Source organism: Segetibacter koreensis DSM 18137, from assembly GCF_000374045.1.
Lineage (GTDB): Bacteria > Bacteroidota > Bacteroidia > Chitinophagales > Chitinophagaceae > Segetibacter > Segetibacter koreensis.
On sequence record NZ_KB893314.1, the window covers coordinates 516,608 to 538,461 of the forward strand.

At 35.7% G+C, this 21,854-nt stretch carries 23 protein-coding genes, 1 tRNA gene and 1 pseudogene; 12 read left to right on the forward strand and 13 right to left on the reverse strand.

Annotated features, from left to right (window positions below):
- Positions 1-1,275: a tRNA (N(6)-L-threonylcarbamoyladenosine(37)-C(2))-methylthiotransferase MtaB gene (mtaB, locus tag B154_RS0102285; protein ID WP_018611539.1), complete on the reverse strand. Its 1,275-nt coding sequence runs from the start codon at positions 1,273-1,275 to the stop codon at positions 1-3.
- A 111-nt stretch (positions 1,276-1,386) separates the two neighbouring features.
- On the opposite strand from mtaB, the gene B154_RS30465 reads away from it, so the two are divergent.
- Positions 1,387-1,815 carry a DUF4258 domain-containing protein gene (locus B154_RS30465; RefSeq protein WP_169337635.1) on the forward strand — a complete coding sequence of 143 codons (429 nt, stop codon included), beginning with the start codon at positions 1,387-1,389 and terminating at the stop codon, positions 1,813-1,815.
- On the opposite strand, the gene rpe is transcribed toward B154_RS30465, so the two are convergent.
- Both rpe and B154_RS0102300 read right to left on the reverse strand, forming a co-directional pair.
- On the reverse strand, positions 1,812-2,465 hold the full coding sequence (rpe, locus tag B154_RS0102295) for a ribulose-phosphate 3-epimerase (protein ID WP_018611541.1): 654 nt from the start codon (positions 2,463-2,465) through the stop codon (positions 1,812-1,814). The genes B154_RS30465 and rpe overlap by 4 nt on opposite strands.
- A gap of 77 nt (positions 2,466-2,542) precedes the next feature.
- Entirely contained in the window at positions 2,543-3,337 is a 795-nt protein-coding gene (locus B154_RS0102300; RefSeq protein WP_018611542.1) for a tetratricopeptide repeat protein, read from the reverse strand.
- 183 nt (positions 3,338-3,520) lie between these two features.
- Between B154_RS0102300 and B154_RS0102305 the strand changes: the two genes are divergently transcribed.
- Positions 3,521-3,991: a hypothetical protein gene (locus B154_RS0102305; RefSeq protein WP_018611543.1), complete on the forward strand. Its 471-nt coding sequence runs from the start codon at positions 3,521-3,523 to the stop codon at positions 3,989-3,991.
- 101 nt (positions 3,992-4,092) lie between these two features.
- Here the strand turns inward: B154_RS0102305 and B154_RS0102310 are convergent, their stop codons facing one another.
- Together B154_RS0102310 and B154_RS0102315 are read right to left on the reverse strand one after the other, a co-directional pair.
- Complete coding sequence (locus tag B154_RS0102310; RefSeq protein WP_018611544.1) at positions 4,093-5,181, reverse strand: amidohydrolase family protein; 1,089 nt, start codon at positions 5,179-5,181, stop codon at positions 4,093-4,095.
- 218 nt (positions 5,182-5,399) lie between these two features.
- Positions 5,400-6,506 carry a family 20 glycosylhydrolase gene (locus tag B154_RS0102315; protein WP_033410836.1) on the reverse strand — a complete coding sequence of 369 codons (1,107 nt, stop codon included), beginning with the start codon at positions 6,504-6,506 and terminating at the stop codon, positions 5,400-5,402.
- A gap of 177 nt (positions 6,507-6,683) precedes the next feature.
- On the opposite strand from B154_RS0102315, the gene B154_RS0102320 reads away from it, so the two are divergent.
- The 8 genes from B154_RS0102320 (at position 6,684) to B154_RS0102360 (ending at position 13,335) form a co-directional block, all read left to right on the forward strand.
- Positions 6,684-6,756, forward strand: a tRNA-Lys gene (locus B154_RS0102320).
- Positions 6,757-7,130: 374 nt separating this feature from the next.
- Positions 7,131-7,484, forward strand: coding sequence for a hypothetical protein (locus B154_RS0102330; protein WP_018611547.1), 354 nt, complete (start codon positions 7,131-7,133; stop codon positions 7,482-7,484).
- Between the two features lie 84 nt (positions 7,485-7,568).
- Positions 7,569-8,468, forward strand: coding sequence for an AAA family ATPase (locus B154_RS0102335; protein WP_026259905.1), 900 nt, complete (start codon positions 7,569-7,571; stop codon positions 8,466-8,468).
- Positions 8,434-9,435, forward strand: coding sequence for a DUF3871 family protein (locus tag B154_RS0102340; protein WP_018611549.1), 1,002 nt, complete (start codon positions 8,434-8,436; stop codon positions 9,433-9,435). The genes B154_RS0102335 and B154_RS0102340 overlap by 35 nt, the downstream gene beginning before the upstream one ends.
- 67 nt (positions 9,436-9,502) lie before the next feature.
- Positions 9,503-9,736: a hypothetical protein gene (locus tag B154_RS0102345; protein ID WP_018611550.1), complete on the forward strand. Its 234-nt coding sequence runs from the start codon at positions 9,503-9,505 to the stop codon at positions 9,734-9,736.
- A 334-nt stretch (positions 9,737-10,070) separates the two neighbouring features.
- A complete protein-coding gene (locus tag B154_RS0102350) occupies positions 10,071-12,173 on the forward strand; it encodes an SBBP repeat-containing protein (protein WP_018611551.1) in 2,103 nt (700 codons plus the stop codon).
- A gap of 663 nt (positions 12,174-12,836) precedes the next feature.
- Positions 12,837-13,076, forward strand: coding sequence for a hypothetical protein (locus B154_RS0102355; RefSeq protein ID WP_245542533.1), 240 nt, complete (start codon positions 12,837-12,839; stop codon positions 13,074-13,076).
- A 19-nt stretch (positions 13,077-13,095) separates the two neighbouring features.
- Positions 13,096-13,335: a hypothetical protein gene (locus B154_RS0102360; RefSeq protein WP_018611553.1), complete on the forward strand. Its 240-nt coding sequence runs from the start codon at positions 13,096-13,098 to the stop codon at positions 13,333-13,335.
- 249 nt (positions 13,336-13,584) lie between these two features.
- Here B154_RS0102360 and B154_RS0102365 read toward each other — a convergent pair whose 3' ends face one another.
- Positions 13,585-14,370, reverse strand: coding sequence for a DNA-formamidopyrimidine glycosylase family protein (locus B154_RS0102365; protein WP_245542534.1), 786 nt, complete (start codon positions 14,368-14,370; stop codon positions 13,585-13,587).
- A gap of 17 nt (positions 14,371-14,387) precedes the next feature.
- Here B154_RS0102365 and B154_RS0102370 point away from each other — a divergent pair, with 17 nt between their 5' ends.
- Positions 14,388-14,618 carry a hypothetical protein gene (locus tag B154_RS0102370; RefSeq protein ID WP_018611555.1) on the forward strand — a complete coding sequence of 77 codons (231 nt, stop codon included), beginning with the start codon at positions 14,388-14,390 and terminating at the stop codon, positions 14,616-14,618.
- Here B154_RS0102370 and B154_RS33245 read toward each other — a convergent pair.
- From B154_RS33245 to B154_RS0102400, 5 genes and pseudogenes are all read right to left on the reverse strand, one after another.
- Positions 14,619-15,422: pseudogene (locus tag B154_RS33245) on the reverse strand (DUF72 domain-containing protein). It abuts the gene before it with no gap.
- Between the two features lie 26 nt (positions 15,423-15,448).
- Entirely contained in the window at positions 15,449-16,243 is a 795-nt protein-coding gene (locus tag B154_RS0102385; RefSeq protein WP_018611558.1) for an SOS response-associated peptidase, read from the reverse strand.
- Positions 16,244-16,245: 2 nt separating this feature from the next.
- Positions 16,246-16,743: a hypothetical protein gene (locus B154_RS0102390; protein WP_018611559.1), complete on the reverse strand. Its 498-nt coding sequence runs from the start codon at positions 16,741-16,743 to the stop codon at positions 16,246-16,248.
- A gap of 3 nt (positions 16,744-16,746) precedes the next feature.
- Positions 16,747-18,009: a Y-family DNA polymerase gene (locus tag B154_RS0102395; RefSeq protein WP_018611560.1), complete on the reverse strand. Its 1,263-nt coding sequence runs from the start codon at positions 18,007-18,009 to the stop codon at positions 16,747-16,749.
- Positions 18,006-18,467, reverse strand: coding sequence for a LexA family protein (locus B154_RS0102400; protein ID WP_018611561.1), 462 nt, complete (start codon positions 18,465-18,467; stop codon positions 18,006-18,008). Before B154_RS0102400 ends, B154_RS0102395 begins: the two co-directional genes overlap by 4 nt.
- A 1,444-nt stretch (positions 18,468-19,911) precedes the next feature.
- Between B154_RS0102400 and B154_RS27455 the strand changes: the two genes are divergently transcribed.
- Complete coding sequence (locus tag B154_RS27455) at positions 19,912-20,331, forward strand: response regulator (protein ID WP_018611563.1); 420 nt, start codon at positions 19,912-19,914, stop codon at positions 20,329-20,331.
- A 22-nt stretch (positions 20,332-20,353) separates the two neighbouring features.
- Here B154_RS27455 and B154_RS0102415 read toward each other — a convergent pair whose 3' ends face one another.
- Entirely contained in the window at positions 20,354-20,785 is a 432-nt protein-coding gene (locus B154_RS0102415) for a response regulator (RefSeq protein ID WP_018611564.1), read from the reverse strand.
- Positions 20,786-21,041: 256 nt separating this feature from the next.
- Entirely contained in the window at positions 21,042-21,590 is a 549-nt protein-coding gene (locus B154_RS0102420; RefSeq protein ID WP_026259907.1) for a hypothetical protein, read from the reverse strand.
- Between the last annotated feature and the right edge of the window lie 264 nt (positions 21,591-21,854).

Sequence of the window (21,854 nt, forward strand, 5' to 3'; positions counted from 1 at the left end):
TTATATTGTCCAGTCCACAATTTTGTTCACCCATTCATTTTTTAAAGGAGCATTAATTCTTATATAGTTATCTGTATACCCTTCTATCATGCCATTCTTACTATTTCCTTCAAAAAGCACTTTCCTTGTTTGCCCTATATGCCTTCTCGTGTGTTCGCTCATCTTCATATAACTAAGGTTGCGCAACTTTTTATTTCTTTCGTGACGAACATTTACAGGTACAACCTCTTTCATTTCTGTTGCTAATGTATTTGCTCGTTCGCTGTAGGTAAATACATGCAGGTAAGAGATATCGAGGTTGTGCAGAAAATCAAATGTTTCCATAAAATGCTCATCTGTTTCTCCTGGAAATCCCACAATTACGTCAACCCCAATAGCACAGTGCGGCATTAATGTTTTTATTAGTTTCACCCTTTCTGTATAGAGTTCTCTTTTATACCTTCTTCTCATTAACGCAAGTATTGCATTGCTGCCGCTTTGCAACGGTATGTGAAAGTGCGGCATAAATTTATCACTGTTTGCCACAGACGCTATAATCTCGTTCGTCAACAGATTGGGCTCGATGGATGAAATGCGATAACGTTCTACCTTATCAACTTTTTCCAGCGCCTTTACCAGTTCAAAAAAATTCTCTTCATGCTTTTTACTACCGAAAGGTCCTTTACCGAAATCTCCGAGATTAACGCCTGTTAATACAATTTCCTTAACACCTGTCTTCGCCAATTGTTCCGCATTTCTCACAACATTTTCTATACTATCGCTACGGCTTTTGCCTCTTGCCATTGGGATGGTACAAAATGAACAGTTATAATCACAGCCATCCTGTACTTTTAAAAAAGTGCGTGTACGGTCGTTTACAGAAAAAGAGGCATTGAAACCAGTAACTTCCGAAATATCACAACTACAGATTTTAGCGCTGTCGTTTTTTGTAAGGTCCTTAAGGTGATGAACAATATTAAATTTTTCAGCCGCTCCTAACACAAGATCAACGCCATCGATTGCCGCTATTTCTTTTGGTTTTAGCTGGGCATAACACCCGGTTATAACTACCAGGCTTTCCGGAGCTTTTCTTTGAATTCGCCGCACAAGCTGTCTGCATTCTTTGTCTGCATTGTCAGTAACAGAGCACGTATTGATAACGTACACATCTGCCTTGCTGTCAAAATCTTTTTTTTCAAATCCTTCATTCTCTAAAAGCCTTGAAAGAGCAGAGGTTTCTGAATAGTTAAGTTTGCAACCTAATGTGTGAAATGCTACTGATCTTTTTTCATCCATAAGGCAAAGATAGTACAGGGATAATTGTGTCAGGAATTGAGTTACGATGCAAATAAAATAATTACTACATTTTCTAATCCCATTTGGGTTATTTAACTTTCGGTTATGAATATGAAGAAGATACTGCCGATATTACTGTTGATAGTAATGGCGGTTATTGCAGTTTCAATCAGAAGATGTAACAATACTTCTCAGCCTCCTGTTGTAACTGAAAAAAAGGGACAGCCGGCAAATACAACAGCAAATGCTCAAGAGCAGGTAAAATTTGACCGCTCTACAACCAATTTATTTTTTACAAAACATGCAAAGTGCAGAATGAAGTGCAGGCATATTTCACAGCAGGAAGTAAAAGATATTTTAGTTAATGGAACCATTAATTACAATAAAAGTGACCTTAGCGACCCCCGCGGACCTTCTTATGCACTCGAGGGAAGAACCAAAGACGGGCAGAAGGTGCGAATAATATTTGCCCCAAGAAAACGGCACTTGACAGTAGTAACAGTAATGGACCTGGAGCGTGAATATGTTTGTAATTGCTAACCGCCAATCGCCTTTAGCCGGGCTATAGCCGCTATAGGATCGGGCGCTTTAAAAACAGTACTTCCTGCTATTAATACATCGGCACCCGCACCTATTATTGACGGAGCGTTTTCAAGCGTTACACCTCCATCAATCGCAATATGAACATGCAATCCTTTTTCATCAATCATTTTTTTAACCTGCCTGATTTTTTCGAAAGAATGAGGAATAAATTCCTGCCCTCCAAAGCCCGGATCAACAGTCATCATGAGAACAGTATCGATATCGTGAATAATGTCTGCCAGTAAACTAACTGAAGTGTGAGGATTAATAGCAACCCCCGCCTTCATACCAAGGCTTTTTATTTGCTCTATATTTCTGTGCAAATGATTACATATTTCTATATGAACAGATAAGCGATCAGCACCAGCATTTTTAAAGGCCTCGGTATATTTTTCCGGCTCTACGATCATCAGGTGTACATCACAAACCTTTGTTGTTGCTTTTCTTATTTGCTGTATTACCGGCAATCCAAAGCTTATGTTAGGAACAAACCTTCCATCCATTACATCGAGGTGATACCAATCGGCCTCACTTTTATTCAGCATATCGCATTCGTCCTGCAAGTGTAAAAAATCAGCTGCTAATAAAGAAGGCGCTATAATGGGCATAGTGTATGGTTAAATGGTTTAGTAGGTGACTTTATTAATTGTTTATTGTTTATTGTTCACTGTTCGTTATAGATTTTTTACTCCAACCTCTTCACCGCTTCCGCTGCTTCCTTCAACTGGTTATCGAGCCCTAAAGATCGTTTATAATCAAGAATAGCTTCAGCTTTATTGCCTAACGCTTCGCGACATTTTGCTCTCCAATAATAAGCATCAGCATACGTGTTATTTACAGTTGTAGCCGTTTCAAAAACTTTTAAAGCTTCAGGATAATTTTTATTGTCATAATAAATAAAACCTTTTTCCATATAAGCTTCCATTAATGTATAATTATCATTTATTGCCTTGTCAAATAGCTGCAATGCCTGTTTATCTGCTCCTGTTCTTGCATAATAAATGCCGGCAATAAAATTGCAATCCGCATCTGTTTCTCGGCCCATACCTAATTTACGTACGTTTTCACAGACAATAAGGGCTTTAGGGTTTTTAGTTTCAGCAAACAGGTTAGCAAGGTGTAATTGCGCCTCTGTCGATGGATAAATATTGATTGCTTTTGTATAACTATCTATAGCAGAAGCTGTATCCTTATTATCTTCCTGCAATTGGGCTTTTGTAAACCACAACCCATTATTCAGGCTGTCTCTTTTTATCAGGCTGTCAGTCTGTGAAATAGCATCCTTATACATTTTTAGGCTATCATAGGTATTTATCAATCGCATTCTCGCCCCTGCACTATCCGGGTATTGTTTTACTCCTGCTTTTAGTTGATCTAACAACTGCAGATGATCCGCATCTTTTACAGTTTCATTTTTATCGTTTTGCCCACATGAAAAAATAACCAATGAAATAATTATAAAAACAACGCACCTTTTCATCCGGCAAAAATAAACGGGTAAATGTTTGTTTCCTCTTTTTTCTTAACTGCCCCCTATATTCCAACAATTCTTTTGCAAAGCAAAATTCTCGTTTTCAATTTAATATTGATTGTTACAATGATTTAATTACCTATGTTGAATAATGATTTAGCCTTACTTTTGGCGAAAATCAAACTAGATTGTATGTACCAGGGATTATTGCACTTACACAACTTCGGACGTTGGGTAGTTATTATACTGTTGTTGGTTGCTATTTTTAAGGCAGCAAGCGGACTTGCCGGCAATAAACCTTTTACAAACGGAGATAAAAAAATCGGATTGTTTTTAATGATATCAGCCCATATCATGCTATTGGTAGGTTTGTACCAGTGGTTTGTGGGCCCATGGGGGTTTCAAAACATTCAAAACCTTGGCATGAAAGCGGTGATGCAAAACAATGCTTATCGTTTCTGGGCTGTTGAGCATATTACAGGTATGCTTATAGGTATTATTCTTATTACAATAGGCAGAGGCTCCGCTAAGAAAGATATAAGTGACATAGCTAAACACAGACGTTCGTTCTGGTTTTATTTTATTGCTTTTATTGTAATTGTCGCATCCGTCCCATGGCCATTCAGAGAAGTAGCAAGACCGCTTTTTCCAGGGATGCACTAATAAAGATATATGCATCTTATTTTGAAAAAGCCTTTGATAAATGTCTTACATATTAGCACGCGATTGCACTCTTGTAAAACGTGTTTTAGCCATTACCGAGATTAATCAGGGAATAAAGTCTTATCAATATTAGGAACTATTCTCAAAGCATTTTTATAGTACACTTTTTTCAAAATTTCGTCTGGCAAGCCCATACCGTACATTCTCCAAAAGGCATGGTACTTTTTGTGGTAAGGAAAATATTCATCCTGGGTTTCTAAAACCCTGAAGTAGGTTGTATATTCTTCAGGAACCCAACTGTCTTTTCCAAATAAGATTCTGTTTTGGTATTTTGTAAAAAATGCTTTAGCCGCTTTGGGTTGCCTGCCAAGTTCTGCTATCACAGCGCCAAACTCAACTACAACATTATTCATGTCATCCAGTAACAATGAAAGCTTTGCAAGATCATTAGCGTACCAACCAAAATGGGCGGCAATAAAAGTGGTTTTAGAATGCTTTTTAAACATGCGATGCTGCTCATTGAGCAACTCTTCAAAAGGTGCCGGATTGGTATTACCCCTTTTCCTTTCGGGGTGTGTTACCAGCTCCAACCATCTTTCATTATTTTCATCTAATGAGTCCCAAAAAGGCTTTGGATCAGCCGTATGAATAAGAACAGGAATTTTTAATTCACCACATTTTTCCCAAATCGCATCAAGTCTTTGATCATCAACCGCAACTCTTTTTCCCAAATTATCTTTTACAGACAACCCTAGACTCTTGTAGATCTTTAAGCCATTCGCACCATTCTTTACGTCTTCTTCAAGTTGTTTAACAGCTCTTGTCGTCCAGTCACTTTCACCAATACCTGCAAAATCAATATTTGCAAATACAATAAAACGCTTTGGTGCTGTGGCTTTTATATTCTCAATTGATTTTTTAAGTATATCTCCGCTTTGCCCGCTCAGGTTTACCATTACAGCCATATTCAACTTATTCATATCATTAACCAAATCATTCAGATTTTGTGTCGGCATACCAAACTGGTGATTATGAACATCAATAAAAGGATACTTAGCTTTGGTTAATATATGTTGAGGAACAACCAATGTGGAGGTTGGATTATATTTTTCAAAATCCATATGATTAGCCTGCCCATTAACTATAAAAGCAGAAATAACAAGAGAAACAGGAAATAAGATTTTTTTCATAGCTGTTAAAATGAAAATTAAGTGTTGAAGTTATTCGCATTTAGTTTGAAAGCGATCTCGGGGGTGGTAATTGTACTTTTGCAGGTTAGTTTTACAGGTTAATGCGATCCCGAATGTTTGTAACAGTATCAAAATCAATTACTAAAATCATTAGAAACATGGTAATTGCCCTGAAAACATCGATAGAATGCAAGCTTACCGGCAGTTGTTTCATTTGATTATCTCAGGCTATTTATTTCTTCGTACATGGCTTTGAAGCTATTCCAGGGTGTATTATCACCGCCTTTGTCATCTTTTTTATTTTCATAAAATCCATCTAAAAATGCCCCGGCGTCTGACCATACCGTTTGCATCATCCCGTAAAACCTGGGTTGCATTTCTTTAGAAGATTCTTTCCTGAAATTTACCATATCTTCTGTTTGCCTAACAGCCAGTGAAGGAACTCGCCATGGACACGTAATTACATTAAGACCTTTCATTGCAAAGTAAACCGGTGTTTTATCTGCACGCTCATAATGCCAGTCACAAATGATAACGTCTTTTGGTATCATATCAATGGCCCTGTAGGTGTTATTATAACTGGCCTCCCACATGCCAAGCCCTGTTGTTTTACCATCAATCAACCTGTCTCCCCAAATCCATAATTGCCTGTTTTTGCCAACAAGATGGTTGTTTACCGTTCTAACTTCATTTGCAAATAATTCTGCTTTATCCCTTCCACTACAGCGCGGACATTTGTCTTCGCCGAGATAAAATACTTCATCCATGCCCGCATGAAAAGCATTTGTTTCAAATACATCGCATATTTCGTCTACCAGGTCAAATACAATTTTGTGCAGATCAGGATGTAAAGGGCAATAACTTTTACAATACAAATTATCCACATTTGGCCATTCGTATTTTTCGGGCATTTTCAAAAAAGGTGTTTCATCAAACCCGGCATAAACACTCAACAATTTGCCGGTATGATTAGCCCAAGACTGATGACCCAAAAGATTGATCTGCGGTATAATGCGGATATTATTCTTTTTACAGGCATTCACCATTTTTCTTACATCACTTTTTGTAAGCGTTAAGCTATCTGCAACGAACTCGGGATGACTTTTAAATTGATAATTGTAATCAATACGTACGATAAGTGTATTTACTTTTCGCGGCGCTAACTCCTCTGCAATGAATTTTGTAAACGCATCTACATCTTTAGGTTTAGGTGACCCAATGCAAAAACCTCGAACAGGTAAAACGCTATCTAAATTGTCTTGAGCCCTTAGGCCTGATGCCATATTCAAAAAAATGATGACTAAAAGAATAAAGTATTTTTTCATGAGTTAGTATTGATTGAATAAATGTAATTATTGTTCGAATGTTATCATTACAATTTTCAATTTATATTTAGTATTTTTATTAAGTGACAGATGATTCTGGTAAATCTTTGAATACTTTTTTTCCTTTTAGCGAAAAAGATGTAGTGGCCAAAAGAGGATAGATGTAACAATTATTTAGACTCTGTAGCTCAGTTGGTAGAGCAGCTGACTCTTAATCAGCGGGTCTAGGGTTCGAGTCCCTACAGGGTCACTTGATTTTAAGCAACTTAGATATATAATAACAGTATATTTATTTTACTTTCACCATAAATTGCACCATAACTTTTAGTGTTAGTTTTGACAATATCAGGTTCTTGAAAAACAAGGGTTTTCGAGTGGACAAATTGTATTTTATAATTTAGGAAGGATGAAAATGATGTAGCGTAAATATTTAAACACAAAGCATCTTTTCCCTTTTTTATGTATCATAAGAAAATTTATAGTTAATAAGTAATTGAATATATCTACAGCTGTATAGTTTTTACTATATATGTATCCCCGTCAATTACAGACCCCATCTCTACCCCCACCTGTACGTGAGGGTTAAACACCCCCATACTCATTTTTTAACTTAAACACATTTTTATGGTAACTATTACAGGTTATGCTTTAAGAGAAAGCAAAAAAGAAGCAGGAAAAACGTTTGTTTCCCTACAGTTGCAGGGAGATATTGAGATGGTTCAATCTATGGATACAGGAAGATTTTATGCAACAGCAAAGAAATGTTCTATTACCTCAACCTTTTCAGAGGAAGTTGCTAAAAATTTAATAGGAAGTAGAATGCCAGGTACTATTGAAAGAGTACAATGTGACCCTTATGATTACACTGTTCCAGAAACAGGTGAAGTGGTGTCGTTAGCTCATTCTTATCAGTATGTTCCTGAGCAACCTACAACTTTCGTCGAACCTCAGAGACAAAGAATGGTATCAGCATTTTAACCTCTAGGGTTAAATTAATTTCTTAAGTGAAGGCAGAGCAAGACAGCTCTGCCTTTTTTATTTTCTAACATTAAATTATTAAAAATGGAGCTACTAAAGGCATCGCGAAAAAGGGTTAAGATTAAAATGGCTTTGCAAGGCCCTTCGGGAAGCGGAAAAACTTATTCTGCTTTGCTTCTTGCATATGGTCTTTGTAATAACTGGAACAAGATTGTAGTAATTGACACAGAAAACCGGTCTTCTGAACTGTATTCTCATCTCGGAGATTTTTTTGTTATGACCATAACACCTCCCTTTACTCCGGAGAGGTATATACAAGCACTTGATTTATGTGAAAAAGAAGGCATGGAGGTAATCATTATAGACAGCATCTCTCATGAGTGGGAAAATATTCTGGACCAACACTCCCAAATGATAGGAAACAGTTATACAAACTGGAACAAACTTACTCCCCGCCATAATTCTTTTGTTCAGCGTATTCTTCAATCTCCTGCCCATATAGTAGGGACTATAAGAGCAAAACAGGAATATGTTCTGTCAGAAAAGAATGGTAAACAAGTTCCTGAAAAGGTAGGAATGAAAGGAGTAACAAGAGAAGGAATGGACTACGAATTTACCCTTGTCTTTGAAATTGATATCACTAATTCTACCACTGCTACAAAAGACAGAACTTCTTTGTTCAAAGGAAAACCGTCCTTTATTATAACTCCTGAAACCGGCCAAACTATTCTTAATTGGTGTAATACAGGAAAAGAGGAATTACAGTCAGCTCCAAAAGAACTTCCAGCAAGAATAAATGAATGTAAAAGCATGGACGAGCTTTTAAAGTTGTATTACGCTAGTCCAGCTAACGATGAAAATACTAAGAGTATATTTTCTAAGAAGAGAATTGAATTGGAAAAACAGTTGATACCAAAATCATTGATAAACAATCAAAATCAAAACAGTAATGGAACTATCAGTAATACCACAGGAACAAAATAATACCTATGCAACTGTCATAGATGAAATTATTCTTTTAGAAGAAATGGCAAGATCTAAACCATTTATTGAAGCCAACACAATAGAAGCATCTTTTGAAGAAATAAGAGATCACCATTTAATCCCGGTCTTTTTAAAAGACAATGAACCTGTCATCAGTCATGTTGATTTTATAAATGCAACTGACAGTATAGTTCGAGAAATATATTCTTCAGAATGCATTTTAAAGCCTGCTGTAAGGCTTTCCCATCCTATTAAGGGCAGAATACCGGAAGCGAAGAATAAGGCTGCTAATGAACTGTTAGAGTATGAAAAGACATTGTATTATGAACGCATGGCTTTTGTTATTGAAATACCTTCAATACATGATGAAATTGATGGTAATAAACTTTCGTTATGCATAGGTGGAGTAAAGGCTTATAACCTGGATAACCTTTATAACAAAAAGGGAGCAGATGAGCATTTTAAAGTATTTATAGGTTTTAAAAATAAGGTATGTACAAATCTTTGTGTCTGGACAGATGGTTTTATGGAAGACCTGCGGGTGAACAGTATAGGTCAACTTCGTATATGTATTAAAAGTTTAATAGAGAACTATAATGCGAGTTACCATCTTCACCAATTGCAACAACTGGCGCAATTCTCTCTTACTGAACAGGAGTTTGCGATGCTTGTGGGCAGATGTAAAATGTATCCTCACCTACCTACACATCTGAAAGCTGAAATTCCTTCCCTATTGCTAGGAGAAAGCCAGATAAATACCGTGGTAAAGGATTATTATAAGGACACTAGCTTCTGTAGGGACAGAGAAGGAAATATCAACCTTTGGAAGCTGTATAATCTGTTTACAGGAGCAAACAAGAGTTCATATATAGACAACTTCATCGATAGAAGTGTAAATGCCTATCAGTTTGTTGAAAGATTACGATTTGCCCTCCAGGATAAAACAGAGAACTGGTTCCTCAATTAGTACTTATAACACAGCCTTCTCTTTCATTCCCCTAAGGAGGCTTAATATTCTTTTTATACTCAAAAAAATGCATTACCAGTATTACAATAGTAATGTTTTGCTAATTGTCAATGTTACAGGGCAGATAAGACTACTATATACTCCGTTTAGAGTGTTATGCATAGCTGCCTCTGGCCGCATTCCTCTTAACACGTGGGTGTATGTGGAAGAAGTATGGAGTGATAACCAGGACAAACTGCAGTATGTCATTTTTGGTCAAGTTTACTCTTATAAATTCTTTCAGATACCCATAAAGTTTTAGTAACAAATTCTCCCGGGAGTTACGCTGTATTTTCTTTCCTGTAGGCCATTCATTAATAAATGTCCTACAGGTTTCTTTTGAGATGGTTTCGCTCCTTAACTTAAAAACCTTTGAAAAGAAAGGGCATTTTGCCTCTATAAATCAAGCTAAAGAACACAAACCAAAAGAAAGTGTGAAATTGATAAGTGTCATATAAAAGTTGATCAGAATTTGATCAATGTCACATAATTCGCACTATAACTTGAATAATTTAGCAATACGTTTTCTTTTCTTCCAGCTTCGACTTTCTTTGAAAATTGCTTCATCTTCTTTCCAATTTCTAAAACTTATCTTTATGAAAAATATTCAACTCTTTAGAAAACTCCAGCTTTTTACGTTGTTTCTTTTTGCTTCAATCGTCTGTTTTTCACAGGCAGTTCAACAGTGGGAACGAGTATATAATGGCCCTGGTGATGGAAGGGATATAGTGAGATCAATGGCAGTGGACTCCGCAGGAAACGTTTATATAACCGGAAGTAGCTTAGGCAGAGGGACAGGTGATGACTATGCAACAGTAAAGTATGATTCCGAGGGAAACCAACTTTGGGCAAGAAGATACAATGGACCAGGGAATGACGAAGATAAAGCCTTATCTCTTGCAGTAGACAATTTGGGATATGTTTATGTAACTGGTTATAGCATGGGTAAAGGAACAGGTTATGAATACGCGACCATAAAGTATGATAGGGCAGGAAATGAGGTTTGGGTTCGAAGACATAACGGTGACTATGACTATGATGCGCATGATGGTGGAGAAGTTGTCACTGTGGATACTTTAGGAAATGTATATGTCATGGGCTTGGATGCTACTGTAAAATATGGCAGAAATGGTAATGAAGTGTTTGTATTAAAGCATTCCGATATGAAGTTTTCCATTGCTGTAGATGACTCTGAAAATATTTATGTAACAGGGAACAATTTTGTCACCACGAAATATGATCGGTCGGGAAATAAACTTTGGGAAACGCCGGCACTTGAAAATTTCATCGCAGCGTCAGTTGCTATCGACAGGTTAGGTAATGTTTATGTAATAGGTGCTGATTTTTTAGACTATGTCAGCAAAAAATATGATGCAGCTGGAAATGAACTTTGGGTAAAAAGGTTTACCGGCGTAGGAAATGGTCTCGAGTTTAATACTCCTTCCTTCACCCTTGATGCTTCTGGTAATCTCTATTTAACAGGCTATAGAGTTGACAAAGGACATTATGGAGACTTTGTCACAATAAAATATGACAAGATGGGAACGCAAATTTGGGCAAGGGGGTATAACAACCCGGAGAGGGGATGGGGTCATTGGCCTTCAATTGCTGTAGATGGTTGTGGAAACGTCTATGTTGCAGCGACCAGTGTTCCGCCATACAATACTCGTAAACCTAAAATGTTTTTTATTAAGTATGATAAGTCGGGAAATCAACTTTGGGAAAAAACTTATAGTTACGGTGTTAATATAGGTCTGGCTTTAGACTACTTTGGAAACATATATGTAACTGCGAATATTCAAGGCCATGGCTCTGACTATCTTACTATAAAATATGTGGAAACAAAACCATTAACTATTAGTCTTTCTATACCATACAACATCGTTAAATATGCATCCCCCGCGAGAATTAAACTGAATGCTACAGCAACTGATTTAGCTGGTAGAATAACCAAGGTTCGATTTTATAATGGCACCACTCTCCTTCATACTGAAACTGTATCTCCTTATGGATTTTTATGGGACAATGTCCCCTTAGGTAATTACACTCTTACCGCAAAAGCTTACGATAATAGTGGTAACGTAGCTACATCAAACGCTATAAATGTATCGGTAGTAGATGAAAATGTGCCACCAGTTGTAAATATTGCAAGTCCTGTTAATGATACAACTTATACCGGCCCTGCAACTATTCATTTAGTTGCCAAAGCAAAAGACCCGAATGATAGAATAAGTAAAGTAGAGTTGTATAATGGAACGTCTATATTAAGAACAGAATACATTTATCCTTATACTTACGACTGGACAAATGTACAACCAGGAACATACACCATTAAAGCTAAAGCATATGATGACAAAGGTCTTTCAGCTACATCTGAAGCTGTAACATTTACAGTAGCAGAGACTGTAGCGGCAAACCGCAGATCTATTTTTTCAAATGATAAAAATAATATTCCTGGCATGAGACTAACTCCTAACCCTACCAAAAACAGTTTAAACATTTACACAAGTGGATTAGAGCAAAATAAGCCATTAACAATATCAGTTATTTCTGCTACAGGAGTTGTAATGAAAACGATACATGCAAAGTTCTTAAATCAAATGGTTCAACTCAATGTATCAGCGCTGGAAAGGGGAGTGTATATTGTAAAGGCTGCAAGTGGTAAGCAAGTTGTTTATAAGCAGTTTGTAAAGTTGTAGCAACCTTTATTAAAAATAATTACTCTTGTAATTGGTTTTTCACAAGGTATTTGAATAGACGGGGCAGGTTTCTACCTCAGCCCTTTTTATTTTAACCGATTTCATCTGCTAGAGCTTCTAAAAACTTTCAAAGCTCTGAATCAAATTCCGCTAGTGTTTTTATGCTGCCCCCTTTTTTTATTATAGTTACCGTTGTGGTATAGTAATAGCAGTAAATAGCGAAATTCTTTTATTAGTATACAAGCAAATAAAGGGGACTTATCCCTGTTTCTTGTTATTTCCCCCAATAACTCTTCAGGTTGTCCCCCTCTTATGATATTTAAATAATTGATTGGTTTAATCCTATCATTGTTTTTTATAAGATAGATTTTTGCCTTTACAGAGACTGATTAACCAAGAATTACATAATAGCAGGCATAAACGTTATAAAGAGAAAGTATCACAATTTAAAGACATTTTCCTATTTGTAGATTAACGAATACTGAATGCGAAGTTTTGCAATAATTCCTTCAACTTTTGTAGAAAAAGTATCATAAAGGGGAAAAAAGGTTACAGCTAGCAATGATTCCGCGAAGTTAAAGCATATTAAATGTAATGATACCTATCAAAAAATCATATAAAAAATTTGGTATAATTGTTTCATTGTTTAATAAAATGAGGCATATGACAACTGAGGAGTTCCACAATCTTGACGAAGAAAGGCAACATGTAGTATTATTTGAGGCAGATAAAGTTTGTGAGTGGAGTAATGAATATACAAACTGCCAATTATTTTATACACCTAATTTCTATATTGAAACAAAAACCAGCATAAGGTATAGATATAAAAGATTGATTTCAACCTTTACACTTAATACTTTACCTCTTATATATGCCGGAAGCGTTCAGTTGAAGTTGGCTTAGAAATTATAATTATTTTGTTATGCAAACTTCATTCATCAAAATTATACAAGGTCACCCCTTAGAATTTAACCGCTTACTTTTTCCATTACGATATAATATAGTTAATAAGGGTTTAGAAAGCTCAGGGTTGCGTATATCAATGGAGAAAGATGAGAAAGGAATTTGGAAAGTAGATACCTCTATAAAATTACCTTCCTGGTTTGATGAAATATCTTTGGATGTTCATAATGCTATTATAGAAAATGAAAATTTACGCTAGGTCTTCGTTTCTTATAAGCTCTTGCATTCTATTTAGCTTTTCAGATTTTATACACTATCATATTAAAAATCCGTTACAGATAAGAATTTTTTTTAAATACAATTTTGAGCGATTTTTTTCATGCCCGACATAAAACTTCTACGCAGGCTTAAACTATTACCGAATAATAACCAAGGAAAAACCTGATATGGCAAAAGAAAGCAGGTTTGCTGTACTATTAGAATTAGTATATAGTTATCTAAACTAGTATTACTCATACAGTACCTGTTCATCAGTATAATATATTTTTCGACCACCTTTTTGATCCATTTTTATTGGCATACCTGTTGGGCTTTCCTTTCTTCTGTGGATTTTTTGAAACTCTTTTATTTCTCCGGTAATTAATCCCGGATATGCTTCTAGTATCTGCTTTGTAGCATCCTTCAGCACCTTTTTTATTGTCTTAACTAGTTCCCTTACCTTTTCCTCCGGAATAGCCTTTGAAACGGAATAGGGTGAAATTCTTGTTTCCCAGAGGATTTCATCAGAGTATCCATTTCCGATGCCTCTAATTATATTTTGATCCATCAACAAATCCTTGATTTTCGTTTTGCAATCCAATACCTTTTTTAAATATTTAAAATCTAATTCTAAAGCATCAACTCCATCTTTATCTACCGGGTTTAATTTAACATGGGCATTTTTCATAAAATCGGTGAGAGCTATGCCTGTACCATCTTCAAAAAGAAAATCAACTATTGTTTGCTTATGTTCATTCTTTTCGTTAAAAGCAATTATGTCACCTGTAAGCATTAAATGCATTCCAAGTACTGTTTCATCTGCAAATACAAACCGAAATTCCTTTCCTGACCTATAAATGTCTTTTAGTGTTTTCCCTTCCAGAGCTGATGATATTTCTTCTGGAGTGTCTTTAAGTTTTTTGCCATTTACAACTTCCACCTTCACTAATTTTTTACCCGCTAGCTTTTGCTTAAGGTTATACGCAAATACTTCTATATCTGGTATCTCTGGCATTGAAGTAATATTGTGCTCCAAAATACTAATTTTATTTTATGTCAGCAATACAGGAACCTTTCAAAATTGCATACTGTGGGGTAACAATTGAAGTTGCCCCAGTAGTTAATGGACTGGATATGCAATATATTGTTAGCTTACCTACAAGAACGGTTATTATTGAAACAGCATTGAATGAAAAAGAATTTGACTATTGGCAGGAGATAGGAGCAGGAAGAACAAAACTTGCAGAAGAAATTGGGGCAATTATAGAACGAAGAGAATTATAGTTATACACCCACAACTAAATTTTTAAAATATTGCAAAGCTTCTAGCTGTTTTTTCTGGACTTTCTCTGTTTCCAGTGCCTGTACAAAAAAATAAGCTTCCGTTAATCCTTTACTTCCGCATTCGTTTATTTTATCATACCATTCTTTAACCCGGGTAAGATCGCCTGCAGGTGTATACCTGATGAAGCATTTAGGGATAGTAAGACCTAGATGTAAAATCCTTTCAGGAGAGTCATCTATAACTGATCCTACATTTACAGATTTAAGGAACTTCAAGTGGTGTTCATACTCTTCCCCCTCAAACCACTCATGCTGTCTAACTTCTAGAAAGAATTGAATATTTTTGGGAAGTGTTCTCAAATAGTTATAAAGATTTTCTTTTCTTTTGGGCGAAAATTTATTACTTACCTGGAGAATAACGGGTCCTAAATGCTGTCCGAAGGCCGAAATGCTATTGATGAACTCCTATGTCTTGTCCTCTACATGTATGAATGAACTATAATGACTTATCCGCTGGGGTATTTTAGGACAAAAAAGAAAGTCTTGTCCTTCTGCTTTATCAGCCCAGTTTTTTATTTCTTTAGGTGTATATCTTTTGTAATAAGTGGCATTTAATTCTACAGCATTAAAATACTGGGTATAATACTGAAGAAAGTCTTTTTCCTTGCAATTACCGGGATAAACTTCACCTAGCCACTCTGTTCGTCCCCATGCATCAGCTCCAAAGTAAATTTTTAGTGGTTGATCACCTTGTCGTAGTATCTCATTATTGGTTTTGGGTTCTACTGCGAATACACTTGGCATTAAGCAAAAGTAAGCTAGATGGATTATCAAAATAAGGACCTTTGTTCTACTACTTCATCAGTTCCTAAAGCTGGCAGATTAGACCATTCATATGCATCTTTTTTGCCTTTCCCATCAGGTCTTTCTTTTGTAGTGCGGATGGTATATACAGGACAATAATCCAGCTCTTCTACTGGTATTTCGTAATTGACAAACGCTTTTATATCTTCATCCGTTAAATCCTCCCGTATCCACTTAAGAGCCTGCTCAGGTTGCATTAAAAGGGGCATTCTATGTTTGTTAGGACCATGATTATGAATTTTCTTCATTAAATCGTTTGCAGGTCGGGTTATAATTGAGAAAGTTCCTTTCATTTCCCCGCTCTCAACATCAGGCAAAGGTGAATAGTTAAAAAATCCAGGTATAAGCATATGAGAACGGTGAGTGAGTTTGACATAATATGGTATTTTATTAGTAATACCCTTAACCTCTCGATGTTCAAAGAAACCTTCTAACACAACAAGGCATCTTTGTTTTCTTATTCTGTACCAGGCTGATTTCTTTTCTAAAATATTTTCATATCTCGCATTCGCCATTTGGATGCGATATTTTTTAATGAGTTCTGGTGTATTCATGTAATCCGCTATTAAACCCCATTCAAACTCAGCTCCATGAGGTTTTCCATCACGATTATACAGTACAATACACCTTCTGTTAGACATAGAAAGAACATGTGAGGTAGTAGAAAAATCAATGCTTAACTGGTTATCCCAAATAATATTCGGTAGTAAGTCCGTAATAAATTCAACCGTATTAGCAGAAAAGGAAATGTCATGACACATAATTACATCTTTTCGATTTCGTCAAATTTAATTTTAATTTTTTCAGTATTGTAACTCATTACTGCATAAAGTGAGCCATACTGCATATAAAGGTCAACACTCAACGTTTCTCCTCTGCCTGGCTTCCAGTTAGTCGTTTTATACATGTATGTATTTATTTTGTCCTTTAGTGGCTTTGTTATCTTATCCTTATAGTTAGGTAAAAAATAGGCTGAGTAAACTTTGTAGCCTTCCGGTTGAGATGCAGCCATATAAAGTTTTCTTTTGTGCTCCTCGTTGCTCCACTCATATAAAAACCTGTTGCCATCATTAGGAATTGAATTGAAATGAGCGTATGCTTTAGCTTCATCATTATAATGAGTTATTATAAAGTAACCTTTAATATTTTCATGGAAATGGTCAAAAGATCTATGGTAGGAATTCCGGACAAAATAAAAGCTACCACCTTTAACCGTTGCCTCTAAAACTTCTTTTGTAAAGGGATATGTTGGATTAAACATAGGCTAGTCTTTAATTGTTAATAAATCTTCTAACCGAGTAGTATAGCAAGGAGATAATCTTGCCTGTCTTAATTTCCATTTTTCACTGTAACCCTGTACGGCAAATCTGACCAAATCTTTTCCAAATCTGAAATTTACTTTGTCGAGTGCCCCCATTAATCTTTTGTCTTTTTCACGGTCTCTCTTATCAAACATGCTCATTTGTAATTCATTTTCAGGTACAAGATTAGTTACAAGGACACCAGACTTTTTAAAGTTATAACCTTCCTTATAAATTCTATCGAGACCTTTCATGGCATAAAAAATAAGTTCAGCGGAACTATTAGTTGCCACCGGAAGGTCCAAATTTATGGATCGGAAATATTGTTTATCCTGCTGCCGGTGAACATTGGTTTGGAGGAAAACCTGGATAAGCTTACAACATGATTTCTGTTTCCGAAGCTTTTCCGCACACCTTGATGCCTGATTTGCTGTCGCCTGCCTTACATCTTCTTTGCTTGAAAGCAATTCACCAAATGACCGTGCTGTACATATAGCTTTCTTTATGGCTGCCGTCTCTTCCATTTCAATACAGGGAATACCTTTAAGCTCGGTTAGTAGCCTTTGCCCTACCACACTCATATTTTTCCTTATCCACTCTTCAGGAGCGTTAACCAGGTCTAGAGCTGTTTTAAATCCATTTCTTATTAGAAGCTTTTCGTATTGCTTTCCTACACCCCAAACATCACCAACGCCCGTTAAAGACAGCACTTGCTTTACCTTATCATCTGTGTCCATATAAAAAACGCCTGCAGCTTTCATGTGCTTTTTTGCATATCGATTAGCCATTTTGGCTAGTGTCTTTGTTTTAGCTATACCTACAGTTACAGGAATTCCTACATTGCTTTTTACTGTTTGGCGTAATGTTGAGGCTAATTCTGTGAAGTCCTCATAAACCATTGTCGTTAAATCCAGAAATGCTTCATCAATAGAGTAAACTTCTAAATTTTCTACAAAAGCCTGCAACGTTTTCACTACCCTGTCACTAAGACTGCCGTAAAGGGTATAATTAGACGAAAAAACAGCCACTTTGTTCTCTGTTAATAGTCTGTCCATCATAAATGCAGGAGCCCCCATTTCTATTCCAATTGCCTTTGCCTCATCACTGCGGGCAATTACACAACCGTCATTATTAGACAGTACAACAACCGGTTTACCCTCTAAAGAAGGACAAAACAAACGTTCACAGCTAACGTAAAAATTATTACAGTCAACCAGGGCAATCATAGGGAAAGGTTTATAGGATCTATGATAATTTTAGTTACTACACCCCATATTCTAAAATCCATATCTTCTGTTATAGGAACAGGTGGAAATTTTGGATTGGCCGGCAGTAACCTAACTGCGTTACTGTTTATAATATATCTCTTGACAGTAAATTCACCATTTAAGACAGCAACAACAATCATATTATTTACAGGGGTAATTGATTTATCCACCACTAACAATGCCCCAGGAGGTATAAAAGCATTTATCATTGATTCACCGTCCACCTTTACTGCAAAAGTGGAAAGGGGTCTGGGTTTTAGGTAAGCATTGAAGTCGATCTCTTCCTCCATATAATCCATCGCAGGGGAGGGGAAGCCTGCAGGAACTGATTGATCATATAATCTCAGTGTCACACATTCTGTACTTGCTATTCTGTATACCTTAAATTCATCTAGTCCGAACACTACCTCTTCCATTGCTAATAATTTTAGCAATTTTACTAAAAAGGGACAAGAGAATAAAAAAAATTTTAGAAGAGGTAATTAAAGGAACAGTTAAGCTCAGCAATTAGAAAATCTAAAACATTTGAAAAATCCCATTATAGTAAGCAGTTTTTAGAGCTTAAATAAAAATGGCAGAACAAAGGAAGTGACAGTTTATTTCTGAGTCTTACTAATGATTTTTTTCCTGATATGACTACCAACAGGAAGACTTTTAATCCCTTCTATTATTATTTGCGTGATTGGGAAATTCCTTTTTAGGGAAGTTCGAACAATCATAGTAATAAAAGCAAGGATAAGAATCTTCTTTATCTGCCCTATCTTTAACAAGTGTTTGTTATAGGTATAGTAAGGAGGCTAAATACACCAAATCAAGTTATTTCCCCCTAAAACTTGTTGGTATAGCCTCCTTTAAAGTTGCACGTATAAAACTAATTAATTTTTTAAACAAAAGTTTACCCCAAAGTGAAAATAAAATTTTGATAATTCCTGCTTCGCTTACTCTTTCGTTACAACGAATTATTATCTTACCTGCCTACCTTTTTTGTACAGGTAACATTAAAAATTTCCGTGTGTGACAGCATTATCAAATTATTCTGAGTTTTTTGTTCTCCCGTTTTGAGAAGCAAATACACTACTCCTTCATTAAAACGTAGTTAAACATTCTTTTATACCAATCGATATAATCTGTTTTAACTTTTAGAAATGTTTGCGCTCTCTTGCTGATACTATCTCACTGCCATTTTTTTCAAAATTGCTTGAAATTGTTTTTGTGTTGTTTGCTTTTGTGGAGTTTAAATCTTTTGTAGCAAAATCTAAACAATTGTTAAGTACTTTCTGACATACTACAAACCTTTTGCATTCCTTAGCAATGAGTTGTACCTTTGCAAATACCAAAGTCCAAACATTGAAATATAAAGGGAGCAATTAAGTGCTTGCCAACTTGTACCCCCCAAGAGTAAAGTACTGCTCCCTATTCTTTTATTAAGTTATTTTACATCCGGAAGTCAAAAATTAAAACAATTGATGAATTAATTAAATTACCAGATAAATATTACTTTTATATTGGTAATAAGTAACAAGTTTTTCTTTTTCAAAGAAAGCTGGATTTCTATCCGGCTTTTTTTATAACAGTTGCAACCTACTTATTAAGCATAAGTGCAATCGTTTTTAAATCGCCCTAACAAAAGCCTTTAGGTAATTGTAAAGTCTTTTTGATCTTAAACATAATTCAGCTACCATAGTAAACATCATTGGTAAATAAAGGAACTTCTATTGATTTCTTCTTTTGTCTCACCTTTACCTAGTAACTGTAAGTATTAAAAAAATTTAATACTTGTGGCAGGAATAATAAATTACTTTTATCTACTTATCCCAATACTATTTTGGAATATCAGCATTATAAGTTAAAAAATTTTCTGTGCTTTCTAAGTTTAAACATATTTGGATTGTAGATGATGATCCTGATGATGTAGAAATGCTGAAAGAAGCTCTTGCAAAAAGTTGTTCCGATGTGAATTTTATACTTGTAAATAATGGTTTTAACTTACCGGATGCTTTGAAAACAAGTGCTCCGCCTGATTTAATAATCCTTGATATTAACATGCCTGTCATGGATGGTAAAGAGTGTTTAAAAGTAATCAAAAGCAATCCACGAATGAAAGCAGTACCGATAATGATGTATTCCACTTCAACCAGTAAAAAGGACATTGAAGCATGTTATTTATTAGGAGCTGACTATTATGTAATAAAGCCATGCTGTATGGAAGAATTAGATCAACTTACTGAAGAAATATGTACCGGAGAGATAAAATCTTCTATAAAGTGTAAACTATCTTAAACCTTGTAATCTTAGCTGAGAGCTAACTACTTTTGCTAAAAAATTCCTCTGCTGTTAATACTGGCCTATTGTTCCAATCTATATTACATAACTTACTAAGGATATTTATAGTTTCATCTATTGAGTAAGGCTTCGTCAAATATAAATTTACTCCAGCATCATAATAACTTTTCAGACTGTCAATTTTGTCTGCGCCTGAAAGCACTATCAAAGGAATTTTGTCAAGCACTGCGGCACCTCGTATTGCAGAAATGCATTCATCAAGAGTTTTGAAAGGCATACTTCCATCAATAATAAACAAATCAGGTATTCCGGTTAATTTGACAGCTTCAAAAATTTCATCACAAGTTCCAGCAGGTGTAATGGTTATGGGCAAATTAGATAAGAAAACAGCCTCCATGTATAACTCCATGTCATCGAAATCATCATCTGCAATAAGTATGTGTTTTTGCATATTGGATTGTTTAGATCAAATTCTATATTTTAAAAAAGTAAAATATAAAACTAGCTAAAACAAAATTAAATGAACAAAAAACCTGTTACTATGGTCAGCAGCCATGCATCTTAGGCTATCGCCAAATACCCCAAAACTGTTTGTAAACTTAAAATGGCTAAAGCAGATGCTTCTTATATCAAAGAGCAAAATAGAACGTCAACGCCTGCTTATACTTGACAACTTTGGCATACAACCGTTTGGATACACAAAGCGGTCAATCAATGATGGAAATTATTGAAGACATTTTTAAATAACTGACCATTTTTTTTACGATATCTTCCACTTCTGTGTCATTAAATTTTTCGACCCAATCATGTTCTGGAACTTCTAATAACTCTTCCGAATCAACGAATTGTTGCTTATCATTATATTCATCTATTTGCAGACGACTTGGAGTTACATCTTTATCTACCAGAAATCCGGTAAAACCAACATCCCATAAGCATTCTATCCTAAAAGGTATTTTTCTTACATGTAAATCTTCCAGAGCGTCGGTCACTGGAAATCTGTTTTGGCGCTTGGACTGATATTGAACCTTCCAACCTGCCTCAAATTTTGAGTATCCTCTTAACCATGCGTTCAAATAATTTCTTTCCCGTTTCTTCAGACAGGACTTACAATATTTCTCTAATACTTCTGCAATTGTTTTTCCTTTAAATCTTGTTTCCGGTTCCCAGTCTATTTTTGGTAAAGGCGACAGTCTACTAAGCATCGCATCTTCAGTTTCAAATAATACCTGCCCTCCGTCGCTCAACTCATCCAATGTTCCCCTGTCCCATCCTCCCGTCCAGTGTGGGATTGTAAAAACAAACAGGTTATTGTCAATATCATTTTCTAATCTGAAATTTGTTTCAGTATTATATTGGCAAGTTAGTATCTCCGGCAGTTGCGTGTGGTAATCAATTACACGAATTGCTTTTGGTATTCTCAGTATTTTTTTGCGTATAAATCTACTATAACCATATGCTTTGTACCAGCGAAGAGTGGGTCTGTTATTCTTAAAAAAAACGCTTCTGCACCATAATAA

Coding starts and splice junctions, on each gene's coding strand:
- mtaB (WP_018611539.1), bottom strand. CDS start 1,275: ATGGATGAAAAAAGATCAGTAGCATTTCACACATTAGGTTGCAAACTT.
- B154_RS30465 (WP_169337635.1), top strand. CDS start 1,387: ATGAAGAAGATACTGCCGATATTACTGTTGATAGTAATGGCGGTTATT.
- B154_RS0102300 (WP_018611542.1), bottom strand. CDS start 3,337: ATGAAAAGGTGCGTTGTTTTTATAATTATTTCATTGGTTATTTTTTCA.
- B154_RS0102305 (WP_018611543.1), top strand. CDS start 3,521: ATGTACCAGGGATTATTGCACTTACACAACTTCGGACGTTGGGTAGTT.
- B154_RS0102345 (WP_018611550.1), top strand. CDS start 9,503: ATGCATTACCAGTATTACAATAGTAATGTTTTGCTAATTGTCAATGTT.
- B154_RS0102385 (WP_018611558.1), bottom strand. CDS start 16,243: ATGTGTCATGACATTTCCTTTTCTGCTAATACGGTTGAATTTATTACG.
- rpe (WP_018611541.1), bottom strand. CDS start 2,465: ATGCCCATTATAGCGCCTTCTTTATTAGCAGCTGATTTTTTACACTTG.
- B154_RS0102390 (WP_018611559.1), bottom strand. CDS start 16,743: ATGTTTAATCCAACATATCCCTTTACAAAAGAAGTTTTAGAGGCAACG.
- B154_RS0102315 (WP_033410836.1), bottom strand. CDS start 6,506: ATGAAAAAATACTTTATTCTTTTAGTCATCATTTTTTTGAATATGGCA.
- B154_RS0102395 (WP_018611560.1), bottom strand. CDS start 18,009: ATGATTGCCCTGGTTGACTGTAATAATTTTTACGTTAGCTGTGAACGT.
- B154_RS0102340 (WP_018611549.1), top strand. CDS start 8,434: ATGGAACTATCAGTAATACCACAGGAACAAAATAATACCTATGCAACT.
- B154_RS0102335 (WP_026259905.1), top strand. CDS start 7,569: ATGGAGCTACTAAAGGCATCGCGAAAAAGGGTTAAGATTAAAATGGCT.
- B154_RS0102415 (WP_018611564.1), bottom strand. CDS start 20,785: ATGCAAAAACACATACTTATTGCAGATGATGATTTCGATGACATGGAG.
- B154_RS0102330 (WP_018611547.1), top strand. CDS start 7,131: ATGGTAACTATTACAGGTTATGCTTTAAGAGAAAGCAAAAAAGAAGCA.
- B154_RS0102350 (WP_018611551.1), top strand. CDS start 10,071: ATGAAAAATATTCAACTCTTTAGAAAACTCCAGCTTTTTACGTTGTTT.
- B154_RS0102360 (WP_018611553.1), top strand. CDS start 13,096: ATGCAAACTTCATTCATCAAAATTATACAAGGTCACCCCTTAGAATTT.
- B154_RS0102370 (WP_018611555.1), top strand. CDS start 14,388: ATGTCAGCAATACAGGAACCTTTCAAAATTGCATACTGTGGGGTAACA.
- B154_RS0102355 (WP_245542533.1), top strand. CDS start 12,837: ATGACAACTGAGGAGTTCCACAATCTTGACGAAGAAAGGCAACATGTA.
- B154_RS0102400 (WP_018611561.1), bottom strand. CDS start 18,467: ATGGAAGAGGTAGTGTTCGGACTAGATGAATTTAAGGTATACAGAATA.
- B154_RS0102310 (WP_018611544.1), bottom strand. CDS start 5,181: ATGAAAAAAATCTTATTTCCTGTTTCTCTTGTTATTTCTGCTTTTATA.